Origin of the sequence: Vampirovibrio chlorellavorus (genome assembly GCF_003149375.1) — a bacterium.
Taxonomy (GTDB): Bacteria; Cyanobacteriota; Vampirovibrionia; order Vampirovibrionales; family Vampirovibrionaceae; genus Vampirovibrio; species Vampirovibrio chlorellavorus_B.
The window spans coordinates 128194-153649 of record NZ_QFWH01000005.1 but is presented as its reverse complement, the minus strand read 5'-3'; the positions used below and the strand labels follow the sequence as shown (position 1 = coordinate 153649).

17 protein-coding genes and 1 tRNA gene are annotated in these 25456 nt (G+C 56.0%); 11 read left to right on the top strand and 7 right to left on the bottom strand.

Features of this window, described 5'->3' with window-relative positions:
- Positions 1 to 32 precede the first annotated feature (32 nt).
- The 3 genes from guaA to DF283_RS08215 form a co-directional block, all read right to left on the bottom strand.
- The gene (guaA, locus tag DF283_RS08225) at positions 33 to 1994 is read right to left on the bottom strand and encodes a glutamine-hydrolyzing GMP synthase (protein ID WP_303674282.1); all 1962 of its coding nucleotides are present in this window, start codon (positions 1992 to 1994) and stop codon (positions 33 to 35) included.
- Positions 1995 to 2168: 174 nt separating this feature from the next.
- Positions 2169 to 2897, bottom strand: a complete 729-nt coding sequence (locus DF283_RS08220) for a polysaccharide deacetylase family protein (protein ID WP_303674281.1) — start codon at positions 2895 to 2897, stop codon at positions 2169 to 2171.
- Positions 2891 to 5179 (bottom strand): glycosyltransferase, encoded by a 2289-nt coding sequence (locus DF283_RS08215; protein WP_303674279.1) that lies wholly within the window; start codon positions 5177 to 5179, stop codon positions 2891 to 2893. Before DF283_RS08215 ends, DF283_RS08220 begins: the two co-directional genes overlap by 7 nt.
- A gap of 414 nt (positions 5180 to 5593) precedes the next feature.
- Here DF283_RS08215 and DF283_RS08210 point away from each other — a divergent pair, with 414 nt between their 5' ends.
- The 8 genes from DF283_RS08210 (at position 5594) to DF283_RS08175 (ending at position 16971) form a co-directional block, all read left to right on the top strand.
- Complete coding sequence (locus DF283_RS08210; RefSeq protein ID WP_303674278.1) at positions 5594 to 6730, top strand: polysaccharide biosynthesis/export family protein; 1137 nt, start codon at positions 5594 to 5596, stop codon at positions 6728 to 6730.
- An 83-nt stretch (positions 6731 to 6813) separates the two neighbouring features.
- On the top strand, positions 6814 to 9603 hold the full coding sequence (locus DF283_RS08205; protein WP_303674277.1) for a GumC family protein: 2790 nt from the start codon (positions 6814 to 6816) through the stop codon (positions 9601 to 9603).
- A gap of 53 nt (positions 9604 to 9656) precedes the next feature.
- Positions 9657 to 11201, top strand: coding sequence for an O-antigen ligase family protein (locus DF283_RS08200; RefSeq protein WP_303674276.1), 1545 nt, complete (start codon positions 9657 to 9659; stop codon positions 11199 to 11201).
- On the top strand, positions 11198 to 12796 hold the full coding sequence (locus DF283_RS08195) for a lipopolysaccharide biosynthesis protein (protein ID WP_303674275.1): 1599 nt from the start codon (positions 11198 to 11200) through the stop codon (positions 12794 to 12796). The genes DF283_RS08200 and DF283_RS08195 overlap by 4 nt, the downstream gene beginning before the upstream one ends.
- The gene (locus DF283_RS08190; protein WP_303674274.1) at positions 12793 to 13914 is read left to right on the top strand and encodes a glycosyltransferase family 2 protein; all 1122 of its coding nucleotides are present in this window, start codon (positions 12793 to 12795) and stop codon (positions 13912 to 13914) included. The genes DF283_RS08195 and DF283_RS08190 overlap by 4 nt, the downstream gene beginning before the upstream one ends.
- Entirely contained in the window at positions 13911 to 15110 is a 1200-nt protein-coding gene (locus DF283_RS08185; RefSeq protein ID WP_303674273.1) for a GNAT family N-acetyltransferase, read from the top strand. Before DF283_RS08190 ends, DF283_RS08185 begins: the two co-directional genes overlap by 4 nt.
- Positions 15107 to 16198: a GNAT family N-acetyltransferase gene (locus DF283_RS08180; RefSeq protein ID WP_303674272.1), complete on the top strand. Its 1092-nt coding sequence runs from the start codon at positions 15107 to 15109 to the stop codon at positions 16196 to 16198. Before DF283_RS08185 ends, DF283_RS08180 begins: the two co-directional genes overlap by 4 nt.
- A gap of 278 nt (positions 16199 to 16476) precedes the next feature.
- Positions 16477 to 16971: a Spy/CpxP family protein refolding chaperone gene (locus DF283_RS08175; RefSeq protein WP_303674271.1), complete on the top strand. Its 495-nt coding sequence runs from the start codon at positions 16477 to 16479 to the stop codon at positions 16969 to 16971.
- Between the two features lie 155 nt (positions 16972 to 17126).
- On the opposite strand, the gene DF283_RS08170 is transcribed toward DF283_RS08175, so the two are convergent.
- The 3 genes from DF283_RS08170 to DF283_RS08160 all read right to left on the bottom strand — a co-directional run bounded on the left by DF283_RS08170 (position 17127) and on the right by DF283_RS08160 (position 19482).
- A complete protein-coding gene (locus DF283_RS08170) occupies positions 17127 to 18368 on the bottom strand; it encodes an MFS transporter (RefSeq protein ID WP_303674270.1) in 1242 nt (413 codons plus the stop codon).
- 164 nt (positions 18369 to 18532) lie between these two features.
- Positions 18533 to 18994 carry a peroxiredoxin gene (locus tag DF283_RS08165; RefSeq protein WP_303674268.1) on the bottom strand — a complete coding sequence of 154 codons (462 nt, stop codon included), beginning with the start codon at positions 18992 to 18994 and terminating at the stop codon, positions 18533 to 18535.
- Between the two features lie 411 nt (positions 18995 to 19405).
- Positions 19406 to 19482, bottom strand: a tRNA-Met gene (locus DF283_RS08160).
- A 227-nt stretch (positions 19483 to 19709) separates the two neighbouring features.
- Here DF283_RS08160 and DF283_RS08155 point away from each other — a divergent pair.
- Positions 19710 to 21071 (top strand): DNA recombination protein RmuC, encoded by a 1362-nt coding sequence (locus DF283_RS08155; RefSeq protein WP_303674267.1) that lies wholly within the window; start codon positions 19710 to 19712, stop codon positions 21069 to 21071.
- 476 nt (positions 21072 to 21547) lie between these two features.
- Positions 21548 to 22540, top strand: a complete 993-nt coding sequence (locus DF283_RS08150) for a GGDEF domain-containing protein (RefSeq protein WP_303674266.1) — start codon at positions 21548 to 21550, stop codon at positions 22538 to 22540.
- Between the two features lie 219 nt (positions 22541 to 22759).
- Here the strand turns inward: DF283_RS08150 and DF283_RS08145 are convergent, their stop codons facing one another.
- Positions 22760 to 24217 (bottom strand): S8 family peptidase, encoded by a 1458-nt coding sequence (locus DF283_RS08145; RefSeq protein WP_303674265.1) that lies wholly within the window; start codon positions 24215 to 24217, stop codon positions 22760 to 22762.
- Between the two features lie 239 nt (positions 24218 to 24456).
- Between DF283_RS08145 and DF283_RS08140 the strand changes: the two genes are divergently transcribed.
- Complete coding sequence (locus DF283_RS08140; RefSeq protein WP_303674264.1) at positions 24457 to 25272, top strand: radical SAM protein; 816 nt, start codon at positions 24457 to 24459, stop codon at positions 25270 to 25272.
- Positions 25273 to 25456: the final 184 nt, after the last annotated feature.

Here is a 25456-nt window from a genome sequence, read left to right as displayed (position 1 = left end):
CGCTTCCGGAAAAATCACGGTTCAGTCAGTCACTATTCCCACTCTACCGTGGCCGGGGGCTTGCTGGTAATGTCATATAACACCCAGTCTACATTGGGTTGCCCGGAAAGTTCCTCGGCCAGATTGCGGATAAATTCCACGGGAATGTCCGACCCAAGGGCGGCCGGGCGAGCGGTCATGTAATCCGTGGTAATGACGGCCCGAATGACCGCCGAGTGCCGCAACGGGCGATCTGCCTGCGGATCGCTATCCACCGGCAGCAACACGGTAAAGAGCTGGCTGATGTGGTCATGAATGCCCTCGGCCCGGAAGCCATCGGTGACCAACTGATCCAGCACCCGCAGTTTTTCAAGCGAAACGGGGCTTAACAGGGTGGGGGTAATGGTCTTCAGCTGCTTGGGCAGGGGCTTGTCATTCAGCAACAGGGCCACCCGGTTGATGGCATGAATGCGGTTGGGGATTTTTTGGACTACCGACCGGATTTGCGCCCAACTGAGCTGCCCCAAGTCGCCCTTGATGGCCGCCAAATAGCGATAACTACGGCTATCCCCTTGCACGCCCACGCTTTGCACCGGCACCAGCACCGCCTCAAAGCCATCGGCCTCAGCCAGCTCTTGCAGCTCGGCGTTCACGCAGGCGTAGTCCTCGGTTAAATAAGGCCTTTGGGCGCACAGCACCCGAATCCCCAAACCCGGCCCTGGGAAGGGATGCCGCATCACCAGTTCTTCCGGCAGGCCCAGCATGCGGCCCACCTTGCGCACTTCATCCTTGTGCCAGTCCCGGTTGGGCTCAATAATCAGGCCCTTTTTGCGCTGCTCCTGAATCAGGGGCACATCGTTGTGATGGGTTTTAATGGTATGAGCCTGACTGCTCACCTCCCGGTTGCCGCTTTCAATCAGGTCCGGGCGCAAGGTGCCCTGGGCGATAAAGGTTTTATCCAGATCCAGCCCGCTTTTGCGGATGGCGTCACTAATCAGATGGTAGAAGACATCCCCGATAATGCGGCGTTTGGCCTCGGGATCGGTCACCTGATTCAGCGGCCCCACGGTTTGCCCGTCAATCTCCGTGGTGGCGTTCAGGAAAATATCCTCGGCGTCAATGCGCTCCAGGTGGCGCAGGCCAATGGCCTTCAGGGCTTCACAAACCAGATCGCTCTCGTTGGCCCGCATCATGCCGGAATCGATATGCACGGCGAACACCTGTTCCGGGCGCAAGGCCTTGACCAGCAAGGCGGCGGTCACCGAGGAATCCACCCCGCCGCTGACCAGCACAAATACGTTTTGATCGCCCACGGTGGCCTGAATCTGGGCCAGGGTGTCCTCCAGCCGATGGGACAAATCAAAGGCCCCGGTCAAGCCGCAGGCTTTATACAAAAAGTTCTCCAGCATTTTGCCGCCGTTCACGCTCAAGTCCACTTCCGGGTGGAATTGCACCCCGTAAAAGCGCTTTTCCCGGTTCTCAATGGCGGCCACTACCTCGTGCTGATGGGTGGAAACCGATCGGGCCACCACTTCAAAACCCTCTGCGGGCTGGCCCACGCTGTCTCCATGGCTCATCAGCACGTGTTGGGCAGGCTCCAGCCCGGAAAACAGCACACAGTCCGTGGAGACGGTCACTTCGGTCTCCCCGTACTCCTTGGTGGGAGAGGGCAGCACCGTCCCCCCGAAGGTGCGGTTCATCAGCTGCATGCCGTAACAAATGCCCAGCACCGGAATGCCCAGCTCAAAAATGGCCGGATCGCACTGGGGGGCGTTGGCCTCATACACGCTGTTGGGGCCACCGGACAGAATAATCCCGGCGAAGTCCCTACCCAAGTCAGCCGCTTTCACATCCACCGGAACAATCTCGGTGGCCACGTTCAGCTCCCGCACCCGGCGATCGATCACTTTGGTGTACTGGGCGCCACAATCCAGCAGGGCCACTTTTTCCAGGGGCTGTGCGGATTGTGTTTTCTCGGAGGGAGCGGGTTGTTCGGCGAGTAAATCCTGAGACATGGGGCGACATCCTTCTTTGACGGGTCAAGACTCAAGGGGCAAGCGGGTTCCAACGGGGAAAGCGCACGAATCACGAATGGGGTAAAGCCAGAACGAATAGACCTGTGCTGCGCATAATGCCTGATTATAGCCCGAAGAAGACGGATTGTCTGTGGGCGGGCAAGGCCAGCGGGTTTAGCGGGCCAGCAACACCTGATGGCGGGCCAGTTTGGCCAGAAAAATCAGGGGGTTCCCATCCCGGTGAAAGGCCGAGAAGCGGGGAATCCTGAACCGATGATCCGTAGCCTGCCATGGCCGGGTTTCCACGGTAAAGGCCGCCTGATACGGCGTTTGGGTCAGGGCCTCCACTTCCCGGTCACTGTGCGTGCCCCAGGGATAGGCGAACACGGGCAAAAAGCGCTCCCCAAACTCCGCTTGCAACAGGGTGTAGGACTTCATCAGCTCCTCCCCCAGATCCGCTGGCGCCAGTTGGGTCATATCCCGGTGCAGCATGCCGTGGCTTCCCAGTGCAACCCAGCCGGACGCCACCATCTGGTGCATTTGCCGTACGCTCATCAGGCGATCCCGACGCGATTCGGGCAAATGACCCTGATCCCAGGCGTTGGTGCCGCCGTACCGTCCCGGCAGTACAAACACGGTGGCCGGACATTGCTCCGCTTCTAATACCGGCAAGGCCTGCAGCAAATTGTTTTCATAGCCGTCATCGAAGGTCAGCAACACGTTTCGATTGTCATTCAACTGCTGGGGGCTCATGGCCAGGGCCTCACTCATGGACACCAGTCTAAAACCCAGCAAGCGCAGGGTGCGAATCAGGCGGCTCAAGCCCACCGGACTGATGCTGATATGCTTGCGCTCCGGGTGCGAAATTCGGGCTTCCACGTGATGAAAGTTGAAAATCAGCATGACAGTATGTCCTTTAGGTAAGGGCGGGCGGCGGGCGGTAACAGGCAAGACAGGGGAATCCAGCGGGTGAGGGTTTGCACCAGCGTGCGGGCCGCATAAAGTACATTCCAGCCGGTACGCACACTGAGCAGGGCCAGTTGACTTTTGCGACCCTGAAAGCAGGCCTCCCACAGGCGGGCATCCGGCCCTTGGGGCTTCTCTGAGCAAAGGGTCTGGTACAGGCGCTGGGCCGATGGCAGGTAGCCATACATGAGGAATCGGCACATTAAATTGCGGCGCTGTTGCAAGGACAAAATCGCCAGTTGTGCGGGGCTCAGGCTGCCCTGCAGGGTTTCCACAATGGAGAGTTCCGCAGTCAGGGCCGCCGGGTAATCTTTCAGCACCGAGCGACAACGACCGGATTCGCTTTGCCGGTACAACACCAGTCGTTGCCCAGTGGCGTAAACCGGAAACTGCTGGCTGGCCTGAATGAAAAAGACCCGATCCTCATGGTAGCAACGGGACTGAAATCCACCCACCGCCACCATCACCGAGCGATGCACCAACGTGGTGCTGGGCAAGAACAGCCCCTCATCCCGCAGGGCCAACTCACCCACATCCCCCTGATGGGTGCTGATTTTGGGCAAGTTCAGCAGGCGGTTTCGATCATCCACGGCGTAATAGCTGCTATAGACCAGACAGGCCGGTTGCGCTGGCTCAGTCTCTCGGCGAACGACTTTCAGTTCCTCGCTGAGCTTATGGGGCAACCACACGTCATCCGCGTCAATAAAGGCGATATAGTCGCCTGTGGCCAGTTGAAAGGCGTGATTTCGGGCGGCGGCCACCCCCTGATTGGGTTGGGACACCACCCGCACCCGGGCATCGGAAATCGTGGACAACACTTGCCAGGTGCCGTCGGTGGAGCCATCATCCACCACTATCAATTCCCAGTGGGAGTAGTGCTGGTTCAGCACCGACTGCACGGCCCGCAATACGCAATGGGCGCCGTTGTATACCGGAAGTATGACGGACACCGAAGGGATGAGGTTTTGATAAACAGCCCCTAGGGTTTGCACGGTGGCCTCCAGGGTGAAGTGCTGCGCCCGGTCGCGCAGGGCGCTCTTTAATGACTGCTCCTGTTGTGGCTGTAAGTGCAGCCACGCCTGAACCCGATCGGCCAGCGCCTGCAAATCGCCCAGCGGCACCAGACAGCCCTCCGTTTGCGGTGTACCCAAAATCTCCGAAGCGCCCTCGCTGGCATAGGCCACGCAGGGCACGCCAGCGGCCATGGCCTCCACCAGCCCCAACCCGAACCCTTCCCGCCGGGATGGATAAACCAGCACGTCACTCAAAGCCAACAGGGCGGGCACGTCCGCTCGGTAGCCCACCACTTTCAGGGCGGGCAAGCCCTCGGCCCAGCCCTCAAGCTGTGTTTTCAAGGGGCCATCCCCCACCAGTAAAAACTGAACTTGCGGATGGCTGCGGGCAAAGCGCCGGGCCAATTCAACAAAATCAGCGGGATTTTTATTCTCATCCAGCCGATTGATAAACGTCACCACCGGACGATCCGCATCCAAGCCCAAACACGACCGCAGCGAGTTCAAGTGGCTTGCATCCGGCGGGGCCTGAAACTCAGCCAAGGTCACACCATTGTGGATGACTCGTGCTGGGGCCGATTCCGCCAAAAAGCCCTGAGCCAACAAGCGCTGACGTTCCGCTTCACTGACCACCAGCAGGGCGTCCAGCCGAACACTGGTGAATCGAAACACGGCGGCCACCATGCGTTTGAACCAAGCCTTGCCGCCTGCAGACTGCTCAGAGAGCGCGTACAAACTGCCGTAACCATGAAAGGTAAACACCACCGGAAAGCCCCACAGGCGGGGCAGCAGGGTTTCCATCAGTCCAAAATGCACATGGACGATATCGGGTCGTTCCGCTTGTAGAATCCGCCGGAGTTGACCCCAGGCCCCCCAGTCCAGCGTTCTTAAAAAAGAGGGCTTGAAGAAGGCGGGACTTTTCAGCCCGTAAACCGTAAAGCCCCGCTGCTGAAGGCCCTGATACAAGGCCCCCCCGGCGGAACACACAAAGACCGGTTCAATATTGCCCCATTGAGCAAGCCCCTGTCCCACTTGGAGCAAATAACGCTCAATGCCCCCCATTTGCCCAAAATCCTGATAGAAAAAAAGCACCTTACGCCGCTCGGCAACCGACCCACAGCCAAGCCCCCGATCCGCGGTGGGCTTGGCGTTCTCTATGTGGTTCGCGGTAGGCAGGGGGATCATGGGTGCGGGGTGGGTATCCACGGTTGGGTCTGGGTCATCTTGCGGTTCTAAAACCGGTCACAAAAAATCGGGAACTGGCACTGTTACAGGACTTACTCAGTTAAGCATCATGAAAACAGGGCAGCCTTAAAATTGCCCGGCTCCAGTCTCCTTTGCCCTGCCCCGTTCATCTATAAACTGTCATGCCCGCCCATCCTCTGGATTCTGTAGTGTGTTAAAAATCAGGCCGCCTTGCCAAAAATAATTCGCTAAGCAACTTTTAATCTGGAGTGGATTTTAGTAAAAACAGCAATTATTCCCTTTGACGGGTCTTATCTTTTTATCGCACCTGTCTTCTCACATCTTTCTCTTATTCACATCTTTCTTATCGCAACTTTCTTATTGTATCGTTCCCCTTACCTCCACTTTCCCCTTCTAATCATCAGGAAGTCCAGCATGTCAAGCCGAGCGATTCGCCGATTCCAACGTATTTTGACCCCATGCCTCATGCTTTTCGCCTTGATAGGGCTGCTTGCTTGCCATCCAGACAGTGGCCATGCCGAAAACTTTACCGGACAGCTGCAATTTGCGGAAGGCAGCTACCGCATCAACGTCGGCGATGTGCTGAGCGTCAACGTCTATAATCAGTCCGACTTATCTGCCAACGGCATTCTGGTACGCTCCGATGGCAATGCCTCCTTCAACGGCATTGGGGAAATTCAGGTGGCCGGTAAAACCATCCGGGAAGCCACCCAACTGCTGGAAAGCCAGGTTCGGGAACTGGTTCGGGAACCCCGCATCAGTCTGACGGTCAGCGAAAGCAAGCCCCCCAGCGTCTATCTGGCCGGGGCGGTCATGCGTCCGGGCATGTTACAAGCGGGTAACAGCACGGCCACCCTGAGCAACACCAGCAACAACACAAGCGGACTGCCCGGCGGCAATGGTTCGGCCACTAGCCAAAGCGGCAACGGGCTGTCCGGCAACCGCATGGATTTCCGCCTGTCCAGTGTGCTGTCCGCTGCGGGCGGGGTCAAGCTCTCCGCTGATTTGGCCAACGTCACCGTAACCCGAGACGGGCAACTCTACAAAACCGTCAACTTGTGGGAACTGTTAAAAAACGGCAGCAGTGACAATGACCTGATGCTGCAAAACGGCGATTCCGTCTATGTCCCGGAACTGCCCCATCAGGCCCTGGATGACGCCACCTACCAACTGCTGCTCAGCTCGGCCATCGGGCCCCAGATCTTTCCGGTGCGTATCATCGGCGATGTAAAAACGCCGGGCGTCTACGACCTGAACAGCACCAGCCCCTACCTGAACTCCGCCATCGCCAAAGGCGGCGGCTTCAATTACGGGGCCAACATCAAGGTGGTGGCCATTCGACGCTTCAGCGGCGAAAACAAGTTCAGCACCCTGATGGTCGATCCCAACCGCCACGATTTTATGCTCCGGCCCAACGATGTGGTGTATGTCTCCGAGCAAAAAATCTACAAAACCGGTCGCTTCGCCGACAACGCGGCCAAAGTGCTTTCACCCTTCACCAACATGGCCTCCGCCGTGTTCGGACTGGCGGTTCTGGGAGGCATCCGCTAACACCCCCCGCTTCCCCTCCCTCTGCCCAAAAAGACTTCACACCCTGCTCCCACTTGCCGATCCCCCTGATAAAGGACATCGAGATGGCCCCTGTATTTTCCCCCGCACACCTCAAACATCACGCCCTCCCGGAGCCCCCGGAGCGTCTGCTGCCCGGCGTGGCCAGCTTCTGGCGACGGAACACCGCCCTCATTGTGGGGGTGGGTCTCTTTGTGTGCTTCTGGATGCTGATTTACACCTTTTTTGTGTTCAAGCCGGGTTATGCGGCCAAAGCCATGGTCATCATCAAGGATTCGGCCATCACCAGCCGTTACGTGGAGCCCGATCAATACTACGCCTTGCAAACCACCTCTTCCAGCTCCTCCAACCCGGTGCTGAACACCATGGGCATCCTGAAGTCCTCGGCCATCAGCGAGGCCCTGTGGCAGTTTTTTCAAAGCAAACACCCAGAACAGCTTAAAAAACTGAAAATCAAAACCCCGGCGGACTGGAAAGCGTTCTATCAGGATGGCTCCGCCTTTATTAAAGCCAAAAACCAGCCGGGCACCGACCTCATTTCCGTGCAATTCAGCTGGAGCGATCCAGTCATTGCCAAAGAGGGACTGGGCGTTGTTTTAAAGGCCTTTCAGAATGCCAGCCGGGACTTGAACCGCTCGGAGCAAAGCACCCGCACCCAATTTTTAGAGGGTCAGGTTCGGGAACTTGAAGCCCAGCTTTTAGCGGTGCGAAAACTCAAAAGCACCTATCAAATCAGCAACAAAACCGTCAGCGTCCGCCGGGAAGGCGATGATCTGGCGGGTTCCCGCATGGAGTTGAGCAACCGGCTCAGCCAACTGGAAGCCCAGGCCCAGGGGAAAGAACGGCTGGCCCGTCGCTATCAGCAACTGTTGGGCATGAACCCGGAAAAAGCCCTGAAGGCCTCCGCCCTGGGACAAAACGCCACCATCGCCCGGTTGCAGGATGAGCTGTATCGCCTTCAGCAACAGTACGCCCTGCTCAGCGCGTCCCTGACCGAAAGCAACCCCAAAGTGCGCGAAATTGAAGCCCAAATTGCCCAGGTCAAAGCCAACCTGAGCGCCGAGCAATCCCGCACCATGGGCACCGCCAACAACACCCAAACCGTGGTCGCCGACACCACCCGTGGCGATCTGGTTCGCAACATGCTGCTGGCCAACGGAGAAGCGCAGGACTTGCGGGCTCAGGCGGCCATTATTCGGCAACGCCTGGGGCAGATCAATGTGGATATCAGCCAATTCCCCCAAAAGGCGGAAGGGCTGGCCCAGATTGAGCAAAAGGAAGCCTCCCTCAGCGTGGCCCTGGATCATCTGCGGCAAAAAGCGCTGGAAGGACGGGTGAAAGAAGCCCAAACGCTGAGTAACGTTTTCATTGTGGATGAGCCCAGCCTGCCGCAAAAAGCCCAGTTCCCCAACCGCACCCACCTGATTGTACTCAGCCTGCTCATGGGGCTGGGTGTGGGCATGGCCACCGCTTTCGCCAAAGAGCAGCTCAGTGGCCCTTCCGCGGGTTACAGCATGCCGGAGTGGATGGAACCACTGGAAGGGAGCCAGACCACGGCAACCATGGAAGAAGTGGCAGAAGTGGCAGAAATGCCAGAAATGCCCGAAACAAGGCAGCCCTCCACCCGTCCAGCCGGGCCCCGGACGTTTGAACCGGAGCCCGCCGAGTTAAGCGGAGGAGCCACCCCCTTTTCTCTGGCCCATACCCTCATGAGTGAGCCAACCTCCGAAAAAATGGGCTTACCCGCAGCCGGATCGCTGTTTGATTCCCTCATTCCCGTGGCGGGCCCCATTACCCAGCAATACCCCACAGCCGCCACTTTTCGCAGCGATTTGACCCAGCCCCTGACGGCGGAGTCCGTGCGTCCCTCCCCCAGCCAGCAGACCGAACGTAGCAGCAGCAGTCCGCATCGGCTTCAGCCCCTTTTGGCGCATCCCCTGGAAAATCCCGAAGAAATGCCAGTCCCCCCTTCCGCCATATCGCCTGCCGCTTCGGTGCGGATGGCCCATGCGCCCACCCCGCATCAATTGGCGGAACTTCAGGCAGCACACCTGCAAAAAACAAATCCGCCGCTGACGGAACAGGAAGGGGTGCCCGTGCTGCATGCGCCACCCGTTGCCGCCGAGGTGATCACGTCCGATCTCAGCGCCTCTGACCTCCCTCTGGACTCTGAAGATCCGTCGATGGCGGAAAACCGACCCATCACCCACGAACCCATCCGCTTCAAGGCCCCCTCACAGGTCACCGTGCAGGCGGAAGCACCGGCCCCTCACTCCGAAAGTATGTTGGAGGCCGCTTACGATTCCCCTTCCAGCGCTGAGCATTCGGAACCCCAAAATTCGCTTTCTCAAAACTCCCTCTACGATCAACAGGCCCTGAAAATGCCCATGCCCCGTCGCAAGCGGGGAGTACCCGCCTTTCTGCTGAGCGATGAGACCCAAAGCAACGGACAGAGCCAAGATGGCCACAATAGCCTTGACGGCTACGATCCAGAGGAAACCGGCTTCAGCCAGCCCTATACCCTCATCCCCAAAAAGCAACGCCTCAGCGCCGATGACAACCTGCTGGAAACCGTGGCGCCCCTATCCGCCCCCAGCCCGGCGGCCCCGGCCAGTGAAAACCTGCCTTTCCCCGATCTGTTTTCCGAAACCGATCTGGCGGAGACTGACAGCAGACCCCGCCCGCCCGCGTTGAATCCGCCTTTAAACCCCATGTGGATCAGTCGAAAACCGTATGAGCATCCGGAAGCCTACTTCGGGCTGGGCCGCCGCAAGAAAAAGCGGATGGAACCCTCCACCTCCCTCAACCGGCTGATGGCCGCCCTGCAACAACAGGCTGGCGTCCGTAAGCCCTGAGCCTTGACGGGCCCAACACCCTACCCTCCCCCTTCCAACCGGATGCGCTGACCATGACCCCCTCTCCCCCCACGGACTGGAAATCGGCACTCCCCAGTGGCAAGCCATTGGTGGCGCTGCTGGCCGGGCTGGGCATGCTGCTAGCGGTTCTGGTGTATTTGATCCTGCCCGCCCTTGGACTCTCCAGCCTGTCGGAAAGCCTGAACTACCAGCGACTGGTCCTGTTGTTCGGAGCGGGCGTCGGGGCTATCGTTTACTGGCAATACTGGCGCTTCATTATCCCCCGGCCTCAATTGCTGGTGGCCTTCGTGATACTGGGGTGGCCGCTGGCGGCGCTGGGCAATGGACATCTGCTGGCGTTGGGCGTCAACATTCGCTTCACCCCCCTGCTGATGCTGATGCTGATGTTGCCCATGCTTCGGATTATCGTGCCCCACATTGGGCTGCTGTGGCGGCAATTGCCGTGGCTGAAATACTACGCGGCCTTTGTTGTCTGGCTGGGGCTTTACTACGTGTTCTACAACGCCAACGCCACCGATCCTCGCCTGAGTGGGGGAGAAAGCGCCATGGGCGATGGCGCGGTCAGTCTGGTTCAACTGGTGGCCTACGTCTACTGCCTGCTTTGCGTGGCCTTATCGGCGGTGACCGTGCTGAAAATCAGGAATTTCCGCGGCTTTTTTGACGCCCTGAATCAGGCCCTGCTGTGGGTCAGCGCCCTGGAGTCGCTGGTGACCATCGCCGGTTTTCCCTTCCAGCTCACCAGTATGATGCTGGACGGTTTTTTACGGGCCATCGGTATTTTTTCCCACCCCAACCCCTTTGCCCATCACATGGGCATCTTGATGGTGTACCTGCTGGGCCTGTACTGTTATTATCAGGGCGATCGAAAACACCGCATGCCCACGGCCCTGCTCTGGGGCGGGCTGGCCATCAATCTCGTGGCCTTTTTACTGGGCCTCTCCAAAACGGCCATCAGTGCCTTTGCCCTGTGTGCCCTGATCATCTTTTTGCTGAACCTGGCCGTGCCCGCCATCCGTCGCAGCTTCACCCGGATCGCCATCAGTCTGGTCACCCTGCTTCCGTTGGGCCTGTTTATTTTTGAGGCCCTGTCCGGTAAAAGTTTTTTCGGCATTATGGAATCCCGAATCAACGAAACGGAAAGCATGAACTGGCGGGCCATGGTGTGGCAGGACTTGATGGCAGACATTGATCTGACCACAATCTGGCTGGGCCACGGCTTTACATCGGCCAACCAAACCGTGTTTAACCTGACCTTCAACGACGCCAAAAACGCCAATCCCCTCATGATGGTTCACAACGCCTATATCGCCCTGCTCTACGATCTGGGGCTGATGGGCTACCTGATGTTTGTGGCCCCGCTGGGTTTAATGCTGCAATCGGCCCGGGGCTGGATGAACGCGGCAAAACCCGCCTTGCGCACGGAGCATACCATCATCATCGCCCTGACCGTGTACTTTTTATTCGCCTGCGGTTTTGATGAAATGTCCTACATGTTTGACGCCCCGCAACTGTACTGGACGCTGGTCAGCATCCTGTCCTGCATGGCCCTGCGAGAAACCCGGGAGTGTCCGGCATGAGCCTGGGGCAACGTTCCTTGCTGGGCATGCTGACCGGTGGCCTGAGCGTGGTCATTAAAACCGGCCTCAACATTATTCTCATCCCCACGTTAATCGCCACGCTGGGCCTGGATGTCTTTGGCCTGTACGTACTGCTCATCGCCATTTTTGAAATTTCCACCCTGCTGGATTTGGGCATTACCGACGCGCTGGTTACCAGCCTGAGCGGTAAAGCCCACAACCCCCAGGCCAAGAACAGCTACCTGACAGTGGGCCACCTTTTGTACAGCGCGCTGGCCCTCCTGTTTTTGCTGGGCGGGGCTGCCGTATATCCGGGCTTTTCCGGCCTGTTTCACGTTTCACCACAGTTAAAACCGCTGGCCCAAACCGGATTTTTGCTGATCATGCTGGAATCCGTACTCATGGTTTACGGGGCCTATTATCAGGCCATTTTACTCTCCCATTGCAGCCAGCAATGGACCAATCTGGCGGATAGTGTTTACGCCATCCTCAGCAACGGAGGGGCCTTGCTGGCCCTGTGGCTGGGCGGGGATTTAACCCTGATCTTCGGGCTGCGCCTGTTGGCCGCCCTGCTTCGCCTCAGCATCATCGTGGTGCGGGCCAACCGAGCTGAGCCCCGGCTGTGGTGCAGGAACACCCCCTTCTGCCTGCAGACCCTGCAAAAACTGTTTCGCTTGAGCGGCCATGCCATGATGATCAACTTCAGCATCATCGTTTCCCATAAAATCGATGACATTGTCATCGCCAAATTCCTTCCCATCAGCGCCGTGGGGGTGTATGAAATTGTTTTCCGATTTCTGGGAGTCACCCTGCAAATCTGCCTCAAACTACAAGAAGGCATTTACCCCCTGTTTGCCCGCATGGCCGCCCTCAATCAGACCGCAGAAGCCCGGCAACTCTTTTTAAGGGCCAGCTGCTTCCTGAATTTTGTGGGAGCCTCCACCCTGATGCTGATCGTCCTGTTTTATCCCGAACTGTTCGGTATCTTCTCCGCCGGAAAAGTCCCCCTTGCCCAAACCCTGCCCATTCTGGCGCTGGCCGTGCCCTGCGTCCTCAGCGGCATTCTGCAAATGCCAGCCAACGCCCTCCTCTTTACCTGGGGACAACACCGCTTCCTGAGCGTCACCAGCATTCTGGCGGCACTGGCCAACCTGGGTCTCAGTTTTATTCTGGTGCAGCACTGGGGCATTGTGGGCGTGACCCTGGGCACTCTCATTCCCCAGCTCCTTCAGCACCAGTGGGGATTGATTGGTCAAGCCTGCCGCACCCTGAAAATTTCCGCAGGCGACTACCTGAAGTCCGTTTACGGGGCAATTTTCTTCCCCCTTCTTGTTTCTTTTGGTTGGGCCCAGCTGGGTCGCTTCCTCATGAGCTTCCGCCCCTGGGCCAATGAAGCCATGGCCCTGGGTATCATTGCCCTGATTGCCCTGAGCGCCCTGGGCCTGGGAGCCTGGTTGTGGCTCCGCCGAAATACCAGCGCACAGGAAAAAGCACAGCTGCGCCAGTTCATCGCTCAAAAATTTTTCAGACAAAAATTTTTCAGACAAAATGAAAAAAACACGCCAAACGCCTTAACCCTGGATTCCCTGTCATGACCATCGTCCCCCATCCTGCATCACCACCCACCACACCCGAGCAGGCCCTGCCGCTGGTTTCCATTATTATGCCCACCCACAACGCGGCTGCCTATATTGGTCAATCGATCCAATCCGTGCTGAATCAAACCTACCCCAACTGGGAACTACTGATTGCCGATGACGCTTCCACTGATGAGACCGGGCACATTGTGGCCTCCTTCAACGATGTCCGGATTCATTACCAAAAACTGGCGCGGGTGGGACATCCGGCCGGGGTGCGCAACGCGGCCCTGCGCCATGCCAAAGGAGAACTCATCGCCTTTCTGGATTCCGATGACTTGTACTACCCGGACACGCTGGCCAAACTCTCGACTCCCCTGTTAAACAACCCGAATCTCATCTCGGCATACGGGTTTGCCGATCAGATCGATCATCAGGGGAACCCCTTGCCCAACCCCATTCAGCTGGTGGAAGCGCCCCCTGAAAAAAGTGGGCCCGAACAGCCAGCCCAGCCCCACCGATACCCCGCCAGCCACTACGCCCACAGCTGGGATCGCATTGTCACCAGTCAAATCAGTTGCCTGTTGGCCGGACTGATGATCCGCCGCAGCGCCTGGGAACAGATCGGGTATTTCAATGAAACCCTGTGTGGCCCGGAAGACTATGAATTTTATGTGCGCATGTTTTTACACAACCATGCGGGCGTCCTGTGCCTGAACGACTACGTGTACCAGTACCGCATTCACGCGGCCAGCCTGACCAAGGCCCCGGAACACTATGAAAAATTGCTGAGCAGCTGCCTCAAAATCATGCACTGGATGTTCACGGAAGCACCCATCCCGGCTGAGGTGCGACCGCTGAAGTCGAAAGCCTATCTGGGTTGTTACCGCTATCTGGCCCGGGAGCGCCTGTTGCAACATCAGCCTCACATCGCCCGCAAACTGGCGCTGAAAACATTCCGGGAGCCAAACATCAAACTCGGGGACGCCCTGTTGGGATGCGGCCCCTTGCTCATCCGGTCTTTCCTTCCCACCGGGCTGGATGACTTACTGGTGTCCTTGCGGCGGCAAGCACGCCTCTGGAAAAGCCGCCTTAAAACCAGCCCCATCAGTCCTTTATCCGCAGGTTCCCCATGAGTTCAGCCACCCCAGTCTCAAAAATCAACCCGGCCCCGACCTCGTGTCCCGTGGCGCAGCCTGCGGATTTCCGGGTTCAGGTCATTCGCTCGCTCGCTGAATTTTTACCCCTGAAAAAGCAATGGGACGACTTCCTGAACATAGCTGGCGTGGAAAACCTCTGCCTCACCCACGCCTGGCTGACCCAGTGGTTGCAGCACTTCCCGGCTCAGGAACTCCTGATTATCATTGTTCAGGATCACCGGGAAAACTGGTTGGCCGTGGCCCCCTTAAAAATCAGTCTGGGGAAACAGGGCTTCACTTGCAAGCGATTGAGGCACCTACAATTCATTGGCACACAGCCCAACGTCTACGACTGGATGGAAATCGTCATTGCCTCAGAACAAAACGAACTTGCCGTGCTGAATACCATCGCCAGCGTCATCCGTGACAGTCGCTGGGATGTTCTGGATTTGCTCTTCATGCGAAATCGCGCCCAGTGTGAGGCCTTGGCCCAGGCCCTGGCCCCCCGGCAGGTCGAATCGGCCATCCACACGGAAACCGTGATGCCCTGCTTGCCCCTACCCGACTCGGTCAAGGCCTATGAAACCACCCGGCGTAAAAAAACACGTCTGGAGGTCAACCGTCACAACAACCGCTTTGAAAAAGATCGGGGAAGCCGCCCTCAGTTGACCTTCCACACAGAACCGAAGGTCAGTGACGTTCTGTTGAAAGCATTTGTGGACAACCACAAACAATATTGGGCCAGCCGGGGGCAAAAAAGTGATTTTGTGCGCTATCCCGAGCTGCATTCCTTTTACCGGCATATGCTGGAGGAAGCGGCTGGCATTGATATAAAAAGTGAGAAAAACGCCCCCAGACTCTTGCTCTCCACACTGGCAGCGAATGATATAACCTTAAGCTACCAACTGGGCTTCTGGCAGGGCAGCAGTTATCTCAGTCACCTGACCAACTTTAACCAGAATTTTAGAAGCTATAGTCCCGGCACCTTGCACATGGATGCCCTGGTGTTCCACGCGGTGGAAGCTGGCGCCACGGAATTTAATTTCGGGCGGGGGGATGAACCCTACAAACACCTCTGGACCCGAGAAAAACACCCACTATGGAACCTGCGACTGTTTCGGCACCCGCTGGCCAAAGCTCTGTGGGCTCTGGATCATTTTCTGAAAAAGTGCCTGAGAAAGACCGCCGGATGACCCACGAGACCCTCACCCCACAGGCCCCCTCCATCGAGGCCATGAACACCGCCCCCAACCCGGAACTGCCATCCGCAGAATTGTCAGTGTCTCAACAGCCTGAAAACGACGCTCCCTTTGAAATGTCGTCCTTTCATCAGTGCTGGTGGCGTTACCTGTCCCCCCGCTTTGATATTCCCGTTAAAGGGCAAGCCTTGCTAATCCACAGAAAAAAAGTGGCCCGAGGATTTCTGACACTGAAAGAGGCACGGGTTTCCGGGTGGAATACGGCCTGGCATCAAACGCTGAACGCAGACCGAATCTCCGAATTACACCGGCTGCAACAGACCAGCGCCTGGGATTATTTCCAGGTACGTCTGAATACTGACCCCGATCAGTCTGATGCCATCCAGCAACTGGCCCTGCCGGATTTTCCCTGCCTGATGGTGCCCGCCCCCTTGCAATACAGCATTGATCTCAGTCAAGGAATGGCGTCCTACTTAAAAGGACTGAGCCACAACAGCCGCAAGAGCCTGAAAAAGAAAACCCGACTGGCGCAAGCGCTGAATCCCACGCTGGTAACCGTCTCGAAACCCCAAGCCGTTGAGCGATTTTTAGAGGAACTCATTCAGCATCATATCCAGTACTGGGATGAGAAAGCGGGCCACAGCTACCTCAATCACCCCGAGGAGCAACAGTTTCTCTATCACTGGGCAATGGCCCTGCACCAAAGCGGGCAACTGGTTCTGGAACGTCTGTTAATGAATGAGCAAACCGTCAACCTGAGTGTGGGTGTGCGCAACGGTCCTGCCTTTTACTGGCTGTTTACCGTCAATACGGGCTTGCACAGGAATTACGCCCCGGGCATTGTCGGCCTGAATTTAAGACTGGAGGCTTGCGCCCGACAAAACATCCAGCACTTCCACATGGGCCCGGGCGATTACTTCTACAAAATCCAAAGCGCCAATCTCACGTTGCCGTGTTCTGATCTCTACATCATCAACCCCACTTCCTGGAAAGGTCGACTCTATCAGCAATGGCTCCAGCGCAAGCACGCTCAGGATATTCAAATCCTTCATCCCAAAAATCAGTCCCCTGCCCTGACTTAAAATCCGGTTTTGGAGGCTTGTAGGGGTTTCCTTTAAAAAAGAGGCTCACTCTAAAGCCTTGGGATCTTTCGATAGTACTGAGCCGCTGTCACAACAGTGCTGAGCGGCAGTCGTCAGTGTTCAGGGGGATCAAACTGTTTCCCGCCGCCAAAACGATCGAAAGATTTCATGTCCTGAAACTTTTTGTGAGCAGCCAGTGTATATAAAATACAAGGCTGATTTTTAAGATGTGTTGAATTCATCAGCAGTGTTCACCCTCAATGTTTTTGGAGAGTCTTATGACCATGAATTTGAAATCCATCCAGCAATTTGGCCTGATGAGTCTGGCCGTGATGACCGTGATGAGCGCAGTACCCGCTGCCTTTGCGGAACCGGCCACTCCCAGCGGAAAGTCCGGCCCGGGAGAGCAGCACCAGCACAAAGGCGAGCGATATAAAAAGTACGCGGAAGAACGTCAAAAATTCATGCAGGAATTAAACCTGAGCGACGAGCAAAAGGCCAAAATGAAGGCCGCCCATGAAGCGTTTCGTCAGGAAAACAAACCTGCCATGGAAAGCCTGAAAGGCAAATACAAACAACTGAAACAACTGGGAACCGACTCGGCCAACGATGCCCAGCGTCAAAAACTCAAGGCGGAAATCCGGCAGGAGCGGGAAGCCTTGATGGCCAAGAAGAATGCCAGTATGCAAGGCATTCTCACCCCGGAACAGCAAGCCAAGTGGGAGGCCAAACGGGCCGAACGCAAAGCGCAATGGCAGCAGAAACACAAATAAACCAGGCCTCCCCTGTCAATCAAGCCTGAGGTTTCTCTCATCGCTGTACCGCATTGACCTTAAACTACTCAACGGTCACGGGCCAAAGCCCGTGACTTTTTTTTGCCGCTCACAGGCACAGCCGCCCCAAGGGCCCTCTGCGCTGCCCCGATTGGTCAGGCCGCTTTCAGTCGCTGGTGGGCGCGTACAATATGGGGATAGGCCCAAAAATAGCAGGCGGCGCCCATTATGGTTAGCATGCCCCCCAGCTGCAAGGTGCGCGATACCCCCCAATGGGCGCCCATCCAGCCCACCCCCAGACTGCCGATGGGGTACATGCCGATATAGGCCAGTGTGTACAGACTCATCACCCGGCCCCGCTTTTTGGGATCGGCCAGTGTTTGCAGCAAAATATTGCTGGAGGCAAACAGCAGCATCATGCCCAGCCCTAACAGGTACAGACAGGCCATGGCCAGCCACAGGGAGCGCACCCCGGAGAACAGCAGCATGATGAGCCCAAAGCCCAACACGGCAAAGGGCAGCAACTTCAACAAACGCTCCACCGCCTTGTGAGACGCCAGATAAATGGCCCCGGTCAGGGCGCCGGCCCCCACCGCGCCCATCAGCCAGCCCAGGGTCTGCACGTTGCCCTGCAAAATATCCTTGGCGTACACAGGAATCAGCACCGAATAGGGCAGACCCACCAGACTGGTCAGGCCCACCAGCCCCAGAATGGCCTTCATGGGGGGATGTTGATACACGTACTGCAAGCCCTCTTGCAGGCTTTGCCAATACCCCATGGGCCGTTCAAAGGTCTGCTCCCGTTGAATCCGAATGGCCGCCAGAGCCGCAAGCACGGCGCAAAAACTCAGGGCGTTCAGCAAAAAGCACATCCCTTCTCCCACCCGACTGATGAGCAAACCGGCCAAGGCAGGCCCCACCAGCCGGGACCCGTTGAACACCGAGGAGTTAAGCGAAATGGCATTACTCAAGTCCTCGGGTCGATCCAGCAAATCCAGCACCAGCGACTGCCGAATGGGAATATCCAGACCGGTAATAACGCCGGTAAAGGCCGCCAGCACCATGATATGCCAGGGCTGAACCCAGCCGCCCAGGGTCAAAATGGCCAGAATCAGGGCCTGAATCAGGGCCAGCGACTGGGTGGCCATCAGCAAGCGCCGTCGATCGTAGCGATCGGCCATTAAACCGGCCACAGGGGCAATCAACACCCCGGGCGCCTGATTCAGGAAGGCCACCATGCCCAACAGCCAGACCGAATGCGTCAGCCGGTAAACCAGCCAACTGATGGCCACCTGCTGCATCCAGGTGCCGGCCAGCGAAACCAGCTGACCACCAATAAACAGCCTGTAGTTTCGACTGCGTAGAGCCCGGAAGGTGTCTTTAAACAGCGCTAACAATTCAATTCTCCCAGGAAAAGCAAACCAACCGACACCATGCATGAATGAACGGTATCTTTCTCAGCCTCGACTGTGGCCCAAGCCCTATTATTATAGGCACACAAACGAACAAGGCCCAAACGAAATCAATCCGTCCGAGCCTTGTAGGGTACAGGATGTCTGAACTAGAACTGCTTGATGGCCTCAATCAGTTCGCTGTTAGGCGGCAAGCCCTGTTTGGCGTACCGGATAACACCCTTGCCGTCGATAATATAGACCGTTCTCTGGATGCCCTGTCCATCCTCTTTAAGCGCGTGGTAGGCCTTGGCCATGGTGCGTTGGGCATCCACGGCGATGGGGAATTGATAGCCCTGAGCCTGGGCAAACTTCTCGTGGCTTTCCATAGAGCCCGGATTGGAGCCCAGAAACTCCGTGTTCAGCCCCTTAAAGACTTCCGTGTCATCCCGCAGGGCGCACAATTGCTGGGTGCAGCCGGGGGTTTGATCCTTGGGGTAAAACACAATAACCAGATTTTTACCGGCGTATTGGCTGAGCTGCACGGATTTTCCGCCGGTGGCCGGCAAATTGAAATCCGGTGCGGCGGTGCCCACGGGCAGGGGTTGATAGATATCGATGGTGGTTGACATTGGCTTACATCCTCCCATTACAAACAAACTCAATAAACCTAACAAAACAGAACTACGCAGCATCGTTGGGAAAGTGACTGTTTCAAACACGATAAACGCCTGTTGGTTAACGCTATGTCAAATGGTTATTCTTGAATACTGAACTCAATGCTAAAGATTGTGGAGTGATTGTTTCAGGATTCATACGGCCATCACTCTGATTGGATCGGTTGGAACAAATAATAGAAACAACTTTTTATTGTCGGGGTATCCTATCACAAAAGCCCAGCCGGGTACAGAACGCGATTATAGGGAATCCTTCCGGTGTTTCAGGCCCCCGGTTTTTCAGGGCAAAATCCGGGGTGTTTTAAAGACAGGCTCAAACACAAAAAAGCCTCGTTCATGAATGAGACGAGGCTTTTAAGGTTTAAGTGGTTGCGGGGGCAGGATTTGAACCTGCGACCTTTGGGTTATGAGCCCAACGAGCTACCGGGCTGCTCCACCCCGCGGTGGAAATAATAAAGGCAATGATGAGGTGCGCTTTAAAATTGAGTGTGGATATAGAATGCCTGAAAGAAAAACACATTGCAAGCCCCAGTTTCAAAAAACCAGTCTCAAAAAATGTAAACCCCATCGTATTGGGCAGGACAGCCTTGGGTGATACAATCAGGCAGGTCTGCAATCCCCAAAAACTCCCAGAACCACAGATCCTCAATCCACTGGAAAGGCTTTGCGCATGCTCAATCTGTTATACTTGCCCGTTGGCCTGGCACTCGGCTACTGGATCGGCTGGCTTTACTCCAATAGCAAGGCCAGCCAGGCTTCCAACGAGCTGAAAAACCAGCTCTCCAAAGCCGAAACCGAAAACCAGCTGCTGAAAGCTCAGCTGGAGGGCTTGCGCGCCACGGAAGATTTGCTGCGCATGGAGCTGAACGAGGTCAGCCTGTCCAACGTACGGCTGGAAACATTGCTGGAAGAGAATAAAAAGCTGACCGAACAGCAGCAGGAACAGTTTGAGGCCTTGAGCCAAAAAACATTGAAGCGTCTGAAAGACGAACTGGAAGAGAAAGCCAACCGGGAATACCAGCAAAAGCAAACCCAGCTGGATGAAAAACTGAGCGCCTTGCTCAAACCCTTGCGAGAGGTGATTGAGCAAAACGAAAAAAAGGTGCGGGAAATCGAGAAGCAGCACACCGAAGACACCGCCTCCCTGAAAACGCACATTGAAATGATTGTGGCCGAAACCGGCAAGCTGGTGGGGGTGAAAAACAAGCTGGCCGAAGCGCTCAGCAACAGCAAAGGCCGGGGCGACTGGGGAGAGATGGAGCTGATCCGCCTGTTAGAACACTCCGGGCTGATGCCGGGCGTTCACTACGAGGCCCAGAAAGTGCAGGATGGCCTGCGTCCCGATATCACAATCAAGTTGTCCAACCAGCGGGTTCTCTACGTAGACGCCAAAACCATCCTGATCAACCTGGAGCGCCTGCTCAACGCGGAAGACTCCGAAGCGGAAAACAGCGAACGCAAAAAGCACGCCGCCGCCCTGGAAAAGGAGATTTTATCCCTGAGCCTGAAGGCCTACGAAACCCGCTGCAAGGAAAGCATCGATTTCGTGGTGCTGTATGTACCAAGAGAATCCATGCTTCGGGCGGCGCTGGAAGAACGCCCCGCCCTGATGGAGCAGGCTTTTCAGCGCCGGGTCATTCTGGCCAGCCCCCTGATCCTGATGTCCATTCTCAAAACCGTGGCCTACGGCTGGGATCAGGCGCAACTGTCTCAAAAAGCCGATGAGATTCATCAGCTGGGCAAAGATCTGCACAAGCGAGCCGCCACCTTTGTGGAACGCTTCCTTAAAGTGGGCGATCGCCTGGAAGCCCTGGGTAAGCAGTTTGAAGAGGCTAAACTGTCCCTCGATGGCAGACTGGGACTGGTGCCTCAACTGCGCAAGTTTGAGGAGTACGGCTGCAAGTCCGAAAAAACGCTGCCCCCGCCCACGGCGGAAGAGAGCAGTCAGGCACTGCTACCGGAGAAAAACGGGAAAGCCCGGCAACAGCAGATCGTGGACGTGCCCGCTTCCCTGCTGACACTCACCGAGTAACCCGCTCCCATCAGCTCATCCCTCGATATTGCTGCCTGTGCCAGCAAACGCTATCCCGCACGGCCCCGGACGCTGGCTCGTAAGGACAGGGCACCTGGCGTCCATGGATGCAAATCCTGCAGCCCGCATTCATTCAGCCCAATGTCATTCAGGCGAATGAATTTGAGTGGCCTGTTCGCAAAATTTGCCCGGGATTCCGGTACGATTAAGTCAGCGCCTGAAAGGCGAGCGCCCTCCCATTGACCGGGTGCGGAGTGAACGGATTTCATTAAAGTCTGCCAGGAATCTGCCGAGACACTATTGGTAAGTATCATTCCTCTGTCTTGATACGGCTGAATTGACCTTGAGCGTGAAGAGTAGCAGTGTACAGACTCATTAAAAACATAACGCAATGGAGCATTCTGGTTCTTCTATGGTGCCGTTATTTTACGGCCCTTTGGGACCCGTTGGCTGGCAATCAGGATTTATCGGTGGGTATGGCCCCCTATCGGGACTGGCGCCCCCTGATTGACGGCATTTACACCGTCAGTAGCTACTTCATGTGGCCGATCAACCTCCTGTACAATGACCTGCTCATCCATGTTTTCCCCCCGTCCGACTGGTTCCCGGGTATTTATATGGCCAACCTGCTGGCCCTGTTGCAGGGTGCCCTAACCGCCGTGCCCCAGGCCCAGGCCATTCTGACCTCAGACAGCATTCAGCAGGCCATGGTGGGCTACCTGGACTTTCTGCCCTTGCTGGCCATGGGATTTTACCTGCTGCTAGGGCCGCTGTTGGATGTCTGCATCGACTTGTTCAAAACCCTGTTCTGGAACCTGTTCATTGAAATGTCCTTTACCAAGCGCAAGGAAGGCCGTTACCAGGAAGCCCTGGAAAAGCGAGCCGCCGATCTGGTGAAGCTGAACGTGGAATTCAAAAACCTGTCCAAGGAAAACAGCGCCCTGGCCCAGTCGGTTATTACCGACGAGTTGACCAAGGTCTACAACAAGCGCTTTTTCATCGAAAAAATCACCTACGAATTCAATCAGGCCAAAAGTAAAAAACAAATTCTGGCCATTGCCATGGTGGATATTGACCACTTCAAAAAACTGAACGACAACTATGGTCACCTAATGGGTGACAAGGTGCTGAAAGCCGTGGCCCAGGTGGCCAAGGGCAGCACGCCCAACGACTGCTTCTGCTGCCGCTTTGGGGGAGAGGAGTTTTCGGTCATTATGCCCAAGAAAACCCGGGAAGAGGCTACCGCCATCATCGCCAAAATCCATCAAAGCCTTCCCCTGCTGCGCTTTGAGGAAGATCCTAACTTGCGAACCAGCGCCAGCTTCGGGATTTGCGTGGTGGATTTCAAATCCCCCGAAGGCCAAGCCCTGACCTCCTATGAGGATCTGCTGAAGCTGGCCGATGACGAGCTGTACAAGGCCAAGCTGAACGGACGGAACCGGATTGAAAGCGTTTCCGTGGGCGACTAGAACCTGTCAAAACGCGGCCTTTTCACAGGATCCGGTTTTTTTCCTTGCGAACAAAACCCGAAGCGGCCACAAGGCAGGGACTCACCGGGCTGCCGCTTCGATGAACGCCTGATTCAGAATAATCTCTATTTAAGATTAATTCCTATTTAAAGCCGACTCTTCATTAATGACAAAATTGATGTAATTGATTTCAGGGAAGGCTGCCTTGCCCCCATTGAATCAGGACAGCACCGCCGCTTCGGCATTGACGAAACCGGCCCCGTAATCGGCGGGGCCATAGCCTGGCGCCTGAACCGCCGTGGCCTGCAGCTTGGCTTTCACCTGCTCAAAGGTCAGCCACGGGTTGCGTTGCAACATCATGGCAATCACCCCGCACACAAAGGGGGTGGAAAACGAAGTCCCTCTCACCACCAAGTTATGGCCTAAATGCCCCTGTGGCAAACTAATCCCCATTTCCTCTCCGGGGGCGGCAATGGTGGGATTTATCCAGTAACCATCACCCCGGGAAGAGAAGTCAGCCACTTTATAAGCAGCCCGATTGCCGGGTTGTTGACGGGTGTTGGCCGCCGCTACCGTGATCACATAAGGACTTTCCGAAAAGAAACCAATCTGCGATCCGGCTTTCCATGAAACTCCAGGTAAATCAAACTCACCTTCATTCGCAGCGGCTCCCACCAAAATCATACCGGCATTGGCGGCCCGACGGGTCGCATCAATGTATTGAGCCTTGACCGCTTGAGCCACCGGGTTCTGTGTCAATATTGCATCAACCGCATTAACCAAAGCCTGCATTTTTTCAGCTTTTGAGCCCATTAAAGCTGGCCCCAAAAGAGTTTGGCGTAACATGGGGTATTTGTAATACCCGTTTTCATCTTGTTTCAATAAAACCCGATGATAAGTATGCCCATAGATTTCGCTGTGACTGAGCCCCCAAGTCGCATTTAAAACCCGCAGGGCCGGATCTCGTTTGGCTATCAAAGAGTTCAACAAATCAATCCGTTCCTGCATCATTGTTTTGTAGTCTTCCACCAGGGCATTTGAGAAAGCCTGATAATTATCCGCAGCCAATTTCAGAGGACCATCCGTATAAGGCCGTCCAAAATCTTCTACCTGGGCCCCAGGCGCCACGCCCCAGATGGGATCGTTGATAATGGCACCCACCACCCGGGTATGAGGGTGCTGCTCCCATTGATTATCTGGACCGGATCTCCTCTGGCCATCCAGAATACCAATCTTAATGCCTGCCCCGGTCAGCCCCCTGTTGGTCAGTAATTGCCGAATCCGGGGAATTTCCGAACCCACTACAGCCCTGCGTCGCTGAGTGGCCTTCAGGGCATTTAAAAATGGGTTCGGCGAATCCGGCAATTTCATGTTTAACCAGGAATCCTGAAATAAATTTCCCCGAATGCCATTGTTCAACTGGTAATTGCCCAAGGTGTCCAACTGCCCTTGCGCTTGCGGGCCCAGAACAGTTTCCGTCACAATTTGCCCATTATCCAGTAGCTCCGCTGAAACCGACGCCGCTGTAGTCCCCAGTGGAAAGATCTCGACAGGGGCTATGGCATGCCAGGCCACCCGGGCCTCCGGGGTGTCCTTGACCGGTCTTTTAAGAACAGGGGATGTACTGGCATTAACAGCGCGAATACTGGGGCTGAAAGTGGAAACGGGATAGACCACGATGGACTGCGCCTTATAAAAACGATGCGCTCTTATTAAAACCGAAACAACCTTGTTTTTGCCCACTGCGGAACGGGAAGTGGTTGATATCGCATGACTTTGGCAGTAAGACCTCGCCCGGCTGCTTACAGAGTTCTCTTGTAGTATTCACTGGGTACTGGGCTCTGGCGCGCCGGTTACTTGTGATAGGATCAGGGGGAAATTTTAAAGTATCAAAGCCCAGCGCAGGTGTTTCCCCCATGAGCATTCAATCCGATATCGCCGACGTTTCCGCCGAAAAATCCTCTGTCTACGGGCCGGTTCACTCCTGGCGGGTGGGCTCCTCTCTGGGCATTGATATGCTGTTGGAAACCTCCACCTGCTCCTTCAACTGCATCTACTGCCAGTTGGGCGATATCCAGCTGAAAACCGCCGAACGTAAAATTTATGTGCCCACCGCGCAACTGGAACACGACTTGCGCCGCAGCCGCTGGGAAGAGGCCGATATTATCACCTTCAGCGGCAGTGGAGAGCCCACTTTGGCCCTAAATTTAGCCGAAGCCATTCATTTGGTGAAGGAATACACCCACAAACCGGTCATGGTGCTGACCAACGCCACCCTGCTGCATGATCCGGCGGTCATTCAGGATTTACAGGAAGCGGATATGGTTTCCTGCAAGCTGGACGCCGCCACGGAAGCGGGCCTGAAGCAGATGAACCGCCCGGTGCCCGGGGTCAGCCTGGACAGCATTGTTTCCGGTATTCAAAACCTGAAGGCCCATTTCAAGGGAAAAATTGCCCTACAGTGCATGTTTATGCCCACCAACCGGCGGGAAGTGGAGCAAATGGCGGCACTGATCAACGAGATTCAGCCTGATGAGGTGCAATTAAACACCCCCAAACGGGCCTACCCGCTGGAGTGGCATCTGGATTCCCGGGGAAATCACGGGGACAAACCCTACCCCACCCGTACCCTGCGCACAGTCAGCCCGCCGGAGGCCGAAGAAATCGAGACCTTGCTGCGGGATAAAACCAACGTGCCCATTCTTTCCATTTACAAGAAAGACGCCAGCTGAATCGGGGACGTGAAAATTACCCCCCTGAAACAAGGCAAAGTCTTGCGTGGCCTTGTCAAATTAAAACGGTTTCGGTGAATGCCTGCTCAGCTTGTCTTTATTTAACTTATAATAACAATAATTATTGACCGCCTGAGTTTCTGCTAACTCAGACCTGATTCAAGCCTGAGTTCAAGGAGAAAGC

Bases quoted from the DNA above. Each gene is read 5' to 3' on its own strand.
- DF283_RS08185 (WP_303674273.1), top strand. From the start codon at position 13,911: ATGAGTTCAGCCACCCCAGTCTCAAAAATCAACCCGGCCCCGACCTCG.
- DF283_RS08140 (WP_303674264.1), top strand. From the start codon at position 24,457: ATGAGCATTCAATCCGATATCGCCGACGTTTCCGCCGAAAAATCCTCT.
- DF283_RS08155 (WP_303674267.1), top strand. From the start codon at position 19,710: ATGCTCAATCTGTTATACTTGCCCGTTGGCCTGGCACTCGGCTACTGG.
- DF283_RS08220 (WP_303674281.1), bottom strand. From the start codon at position 2,897: ATGCTGATTTTCAACTTTCATCACGTGGAAGCCCGAATTTCGCACCCG.
- DF283_RS08205 (WP_303674277.1), top strand. From the start codon at position 6,814: ATGGCCCCTGTATTTTCCCCCGCACACCTCAAACATCACGCCCTCCCG.
- DF283_RS08150 (WP_303674266.1), top strand. From the start codon at position 21,548: ATGGCCCCCTATCGGGACTGGCGCCCCCTGATTGACGGCATTTACACC.
- DF283_RS08210 (WP_303674278.1), top strand. From the start codon at position 5,594: ATGTCAAGCCGAGCGATTCGCCGATTCCAACGTATTTTGACCCCATGC.
- DF283_RS08175 (WP_303674271.1), top strand. From the start codon at position 16,477: ATGACCATGAATTTGAAATCCATCCAGCAATTTGGCCTGATGAGTCTG.
- DF283_RS08190 (WP_303674274.1), top strand. From the start codon at position 12,793: ATGACCATCGTCCCCCATCCTGCATCACCACCCACCACACCCGAGCAG.
- DF283_RS08180 (WP_303674272.1), top strand. From the start codon at position 15,107: ATGACCCACGAGACCCTCACCCCACAGGCCCCCTCCATCGAGGCCATG.
- guaA (WP_303674282.1), bottom strand. From the start codon at position 1,994: ATGTCTCAGGATTTACTCGCCGAACAACCCGCTCCCTCCGAGAAAACA.
- DF283_RS08165 (WP_303674268.1), bottom strand. From the start codon at position 18,994: ATGTCAACCACCATCGATATCTATCAACCCCTGCCCGTGGGCACCGCC.
- DF283_RS08195 (WP_303674275.1), top strand. From the start codon at position 11,198: ATGAGCCTGGGGCAACGTTCCTTGCTGGGCATGCTGACCGGTGGCCTG.
- DF283_RS08200 (WP_303674276.1), top strand. From the start codon at position 9,657: ATGACCCCCTCTCCCCCCACGGACTGGAAATCGGCACTCCCCAGTGGC.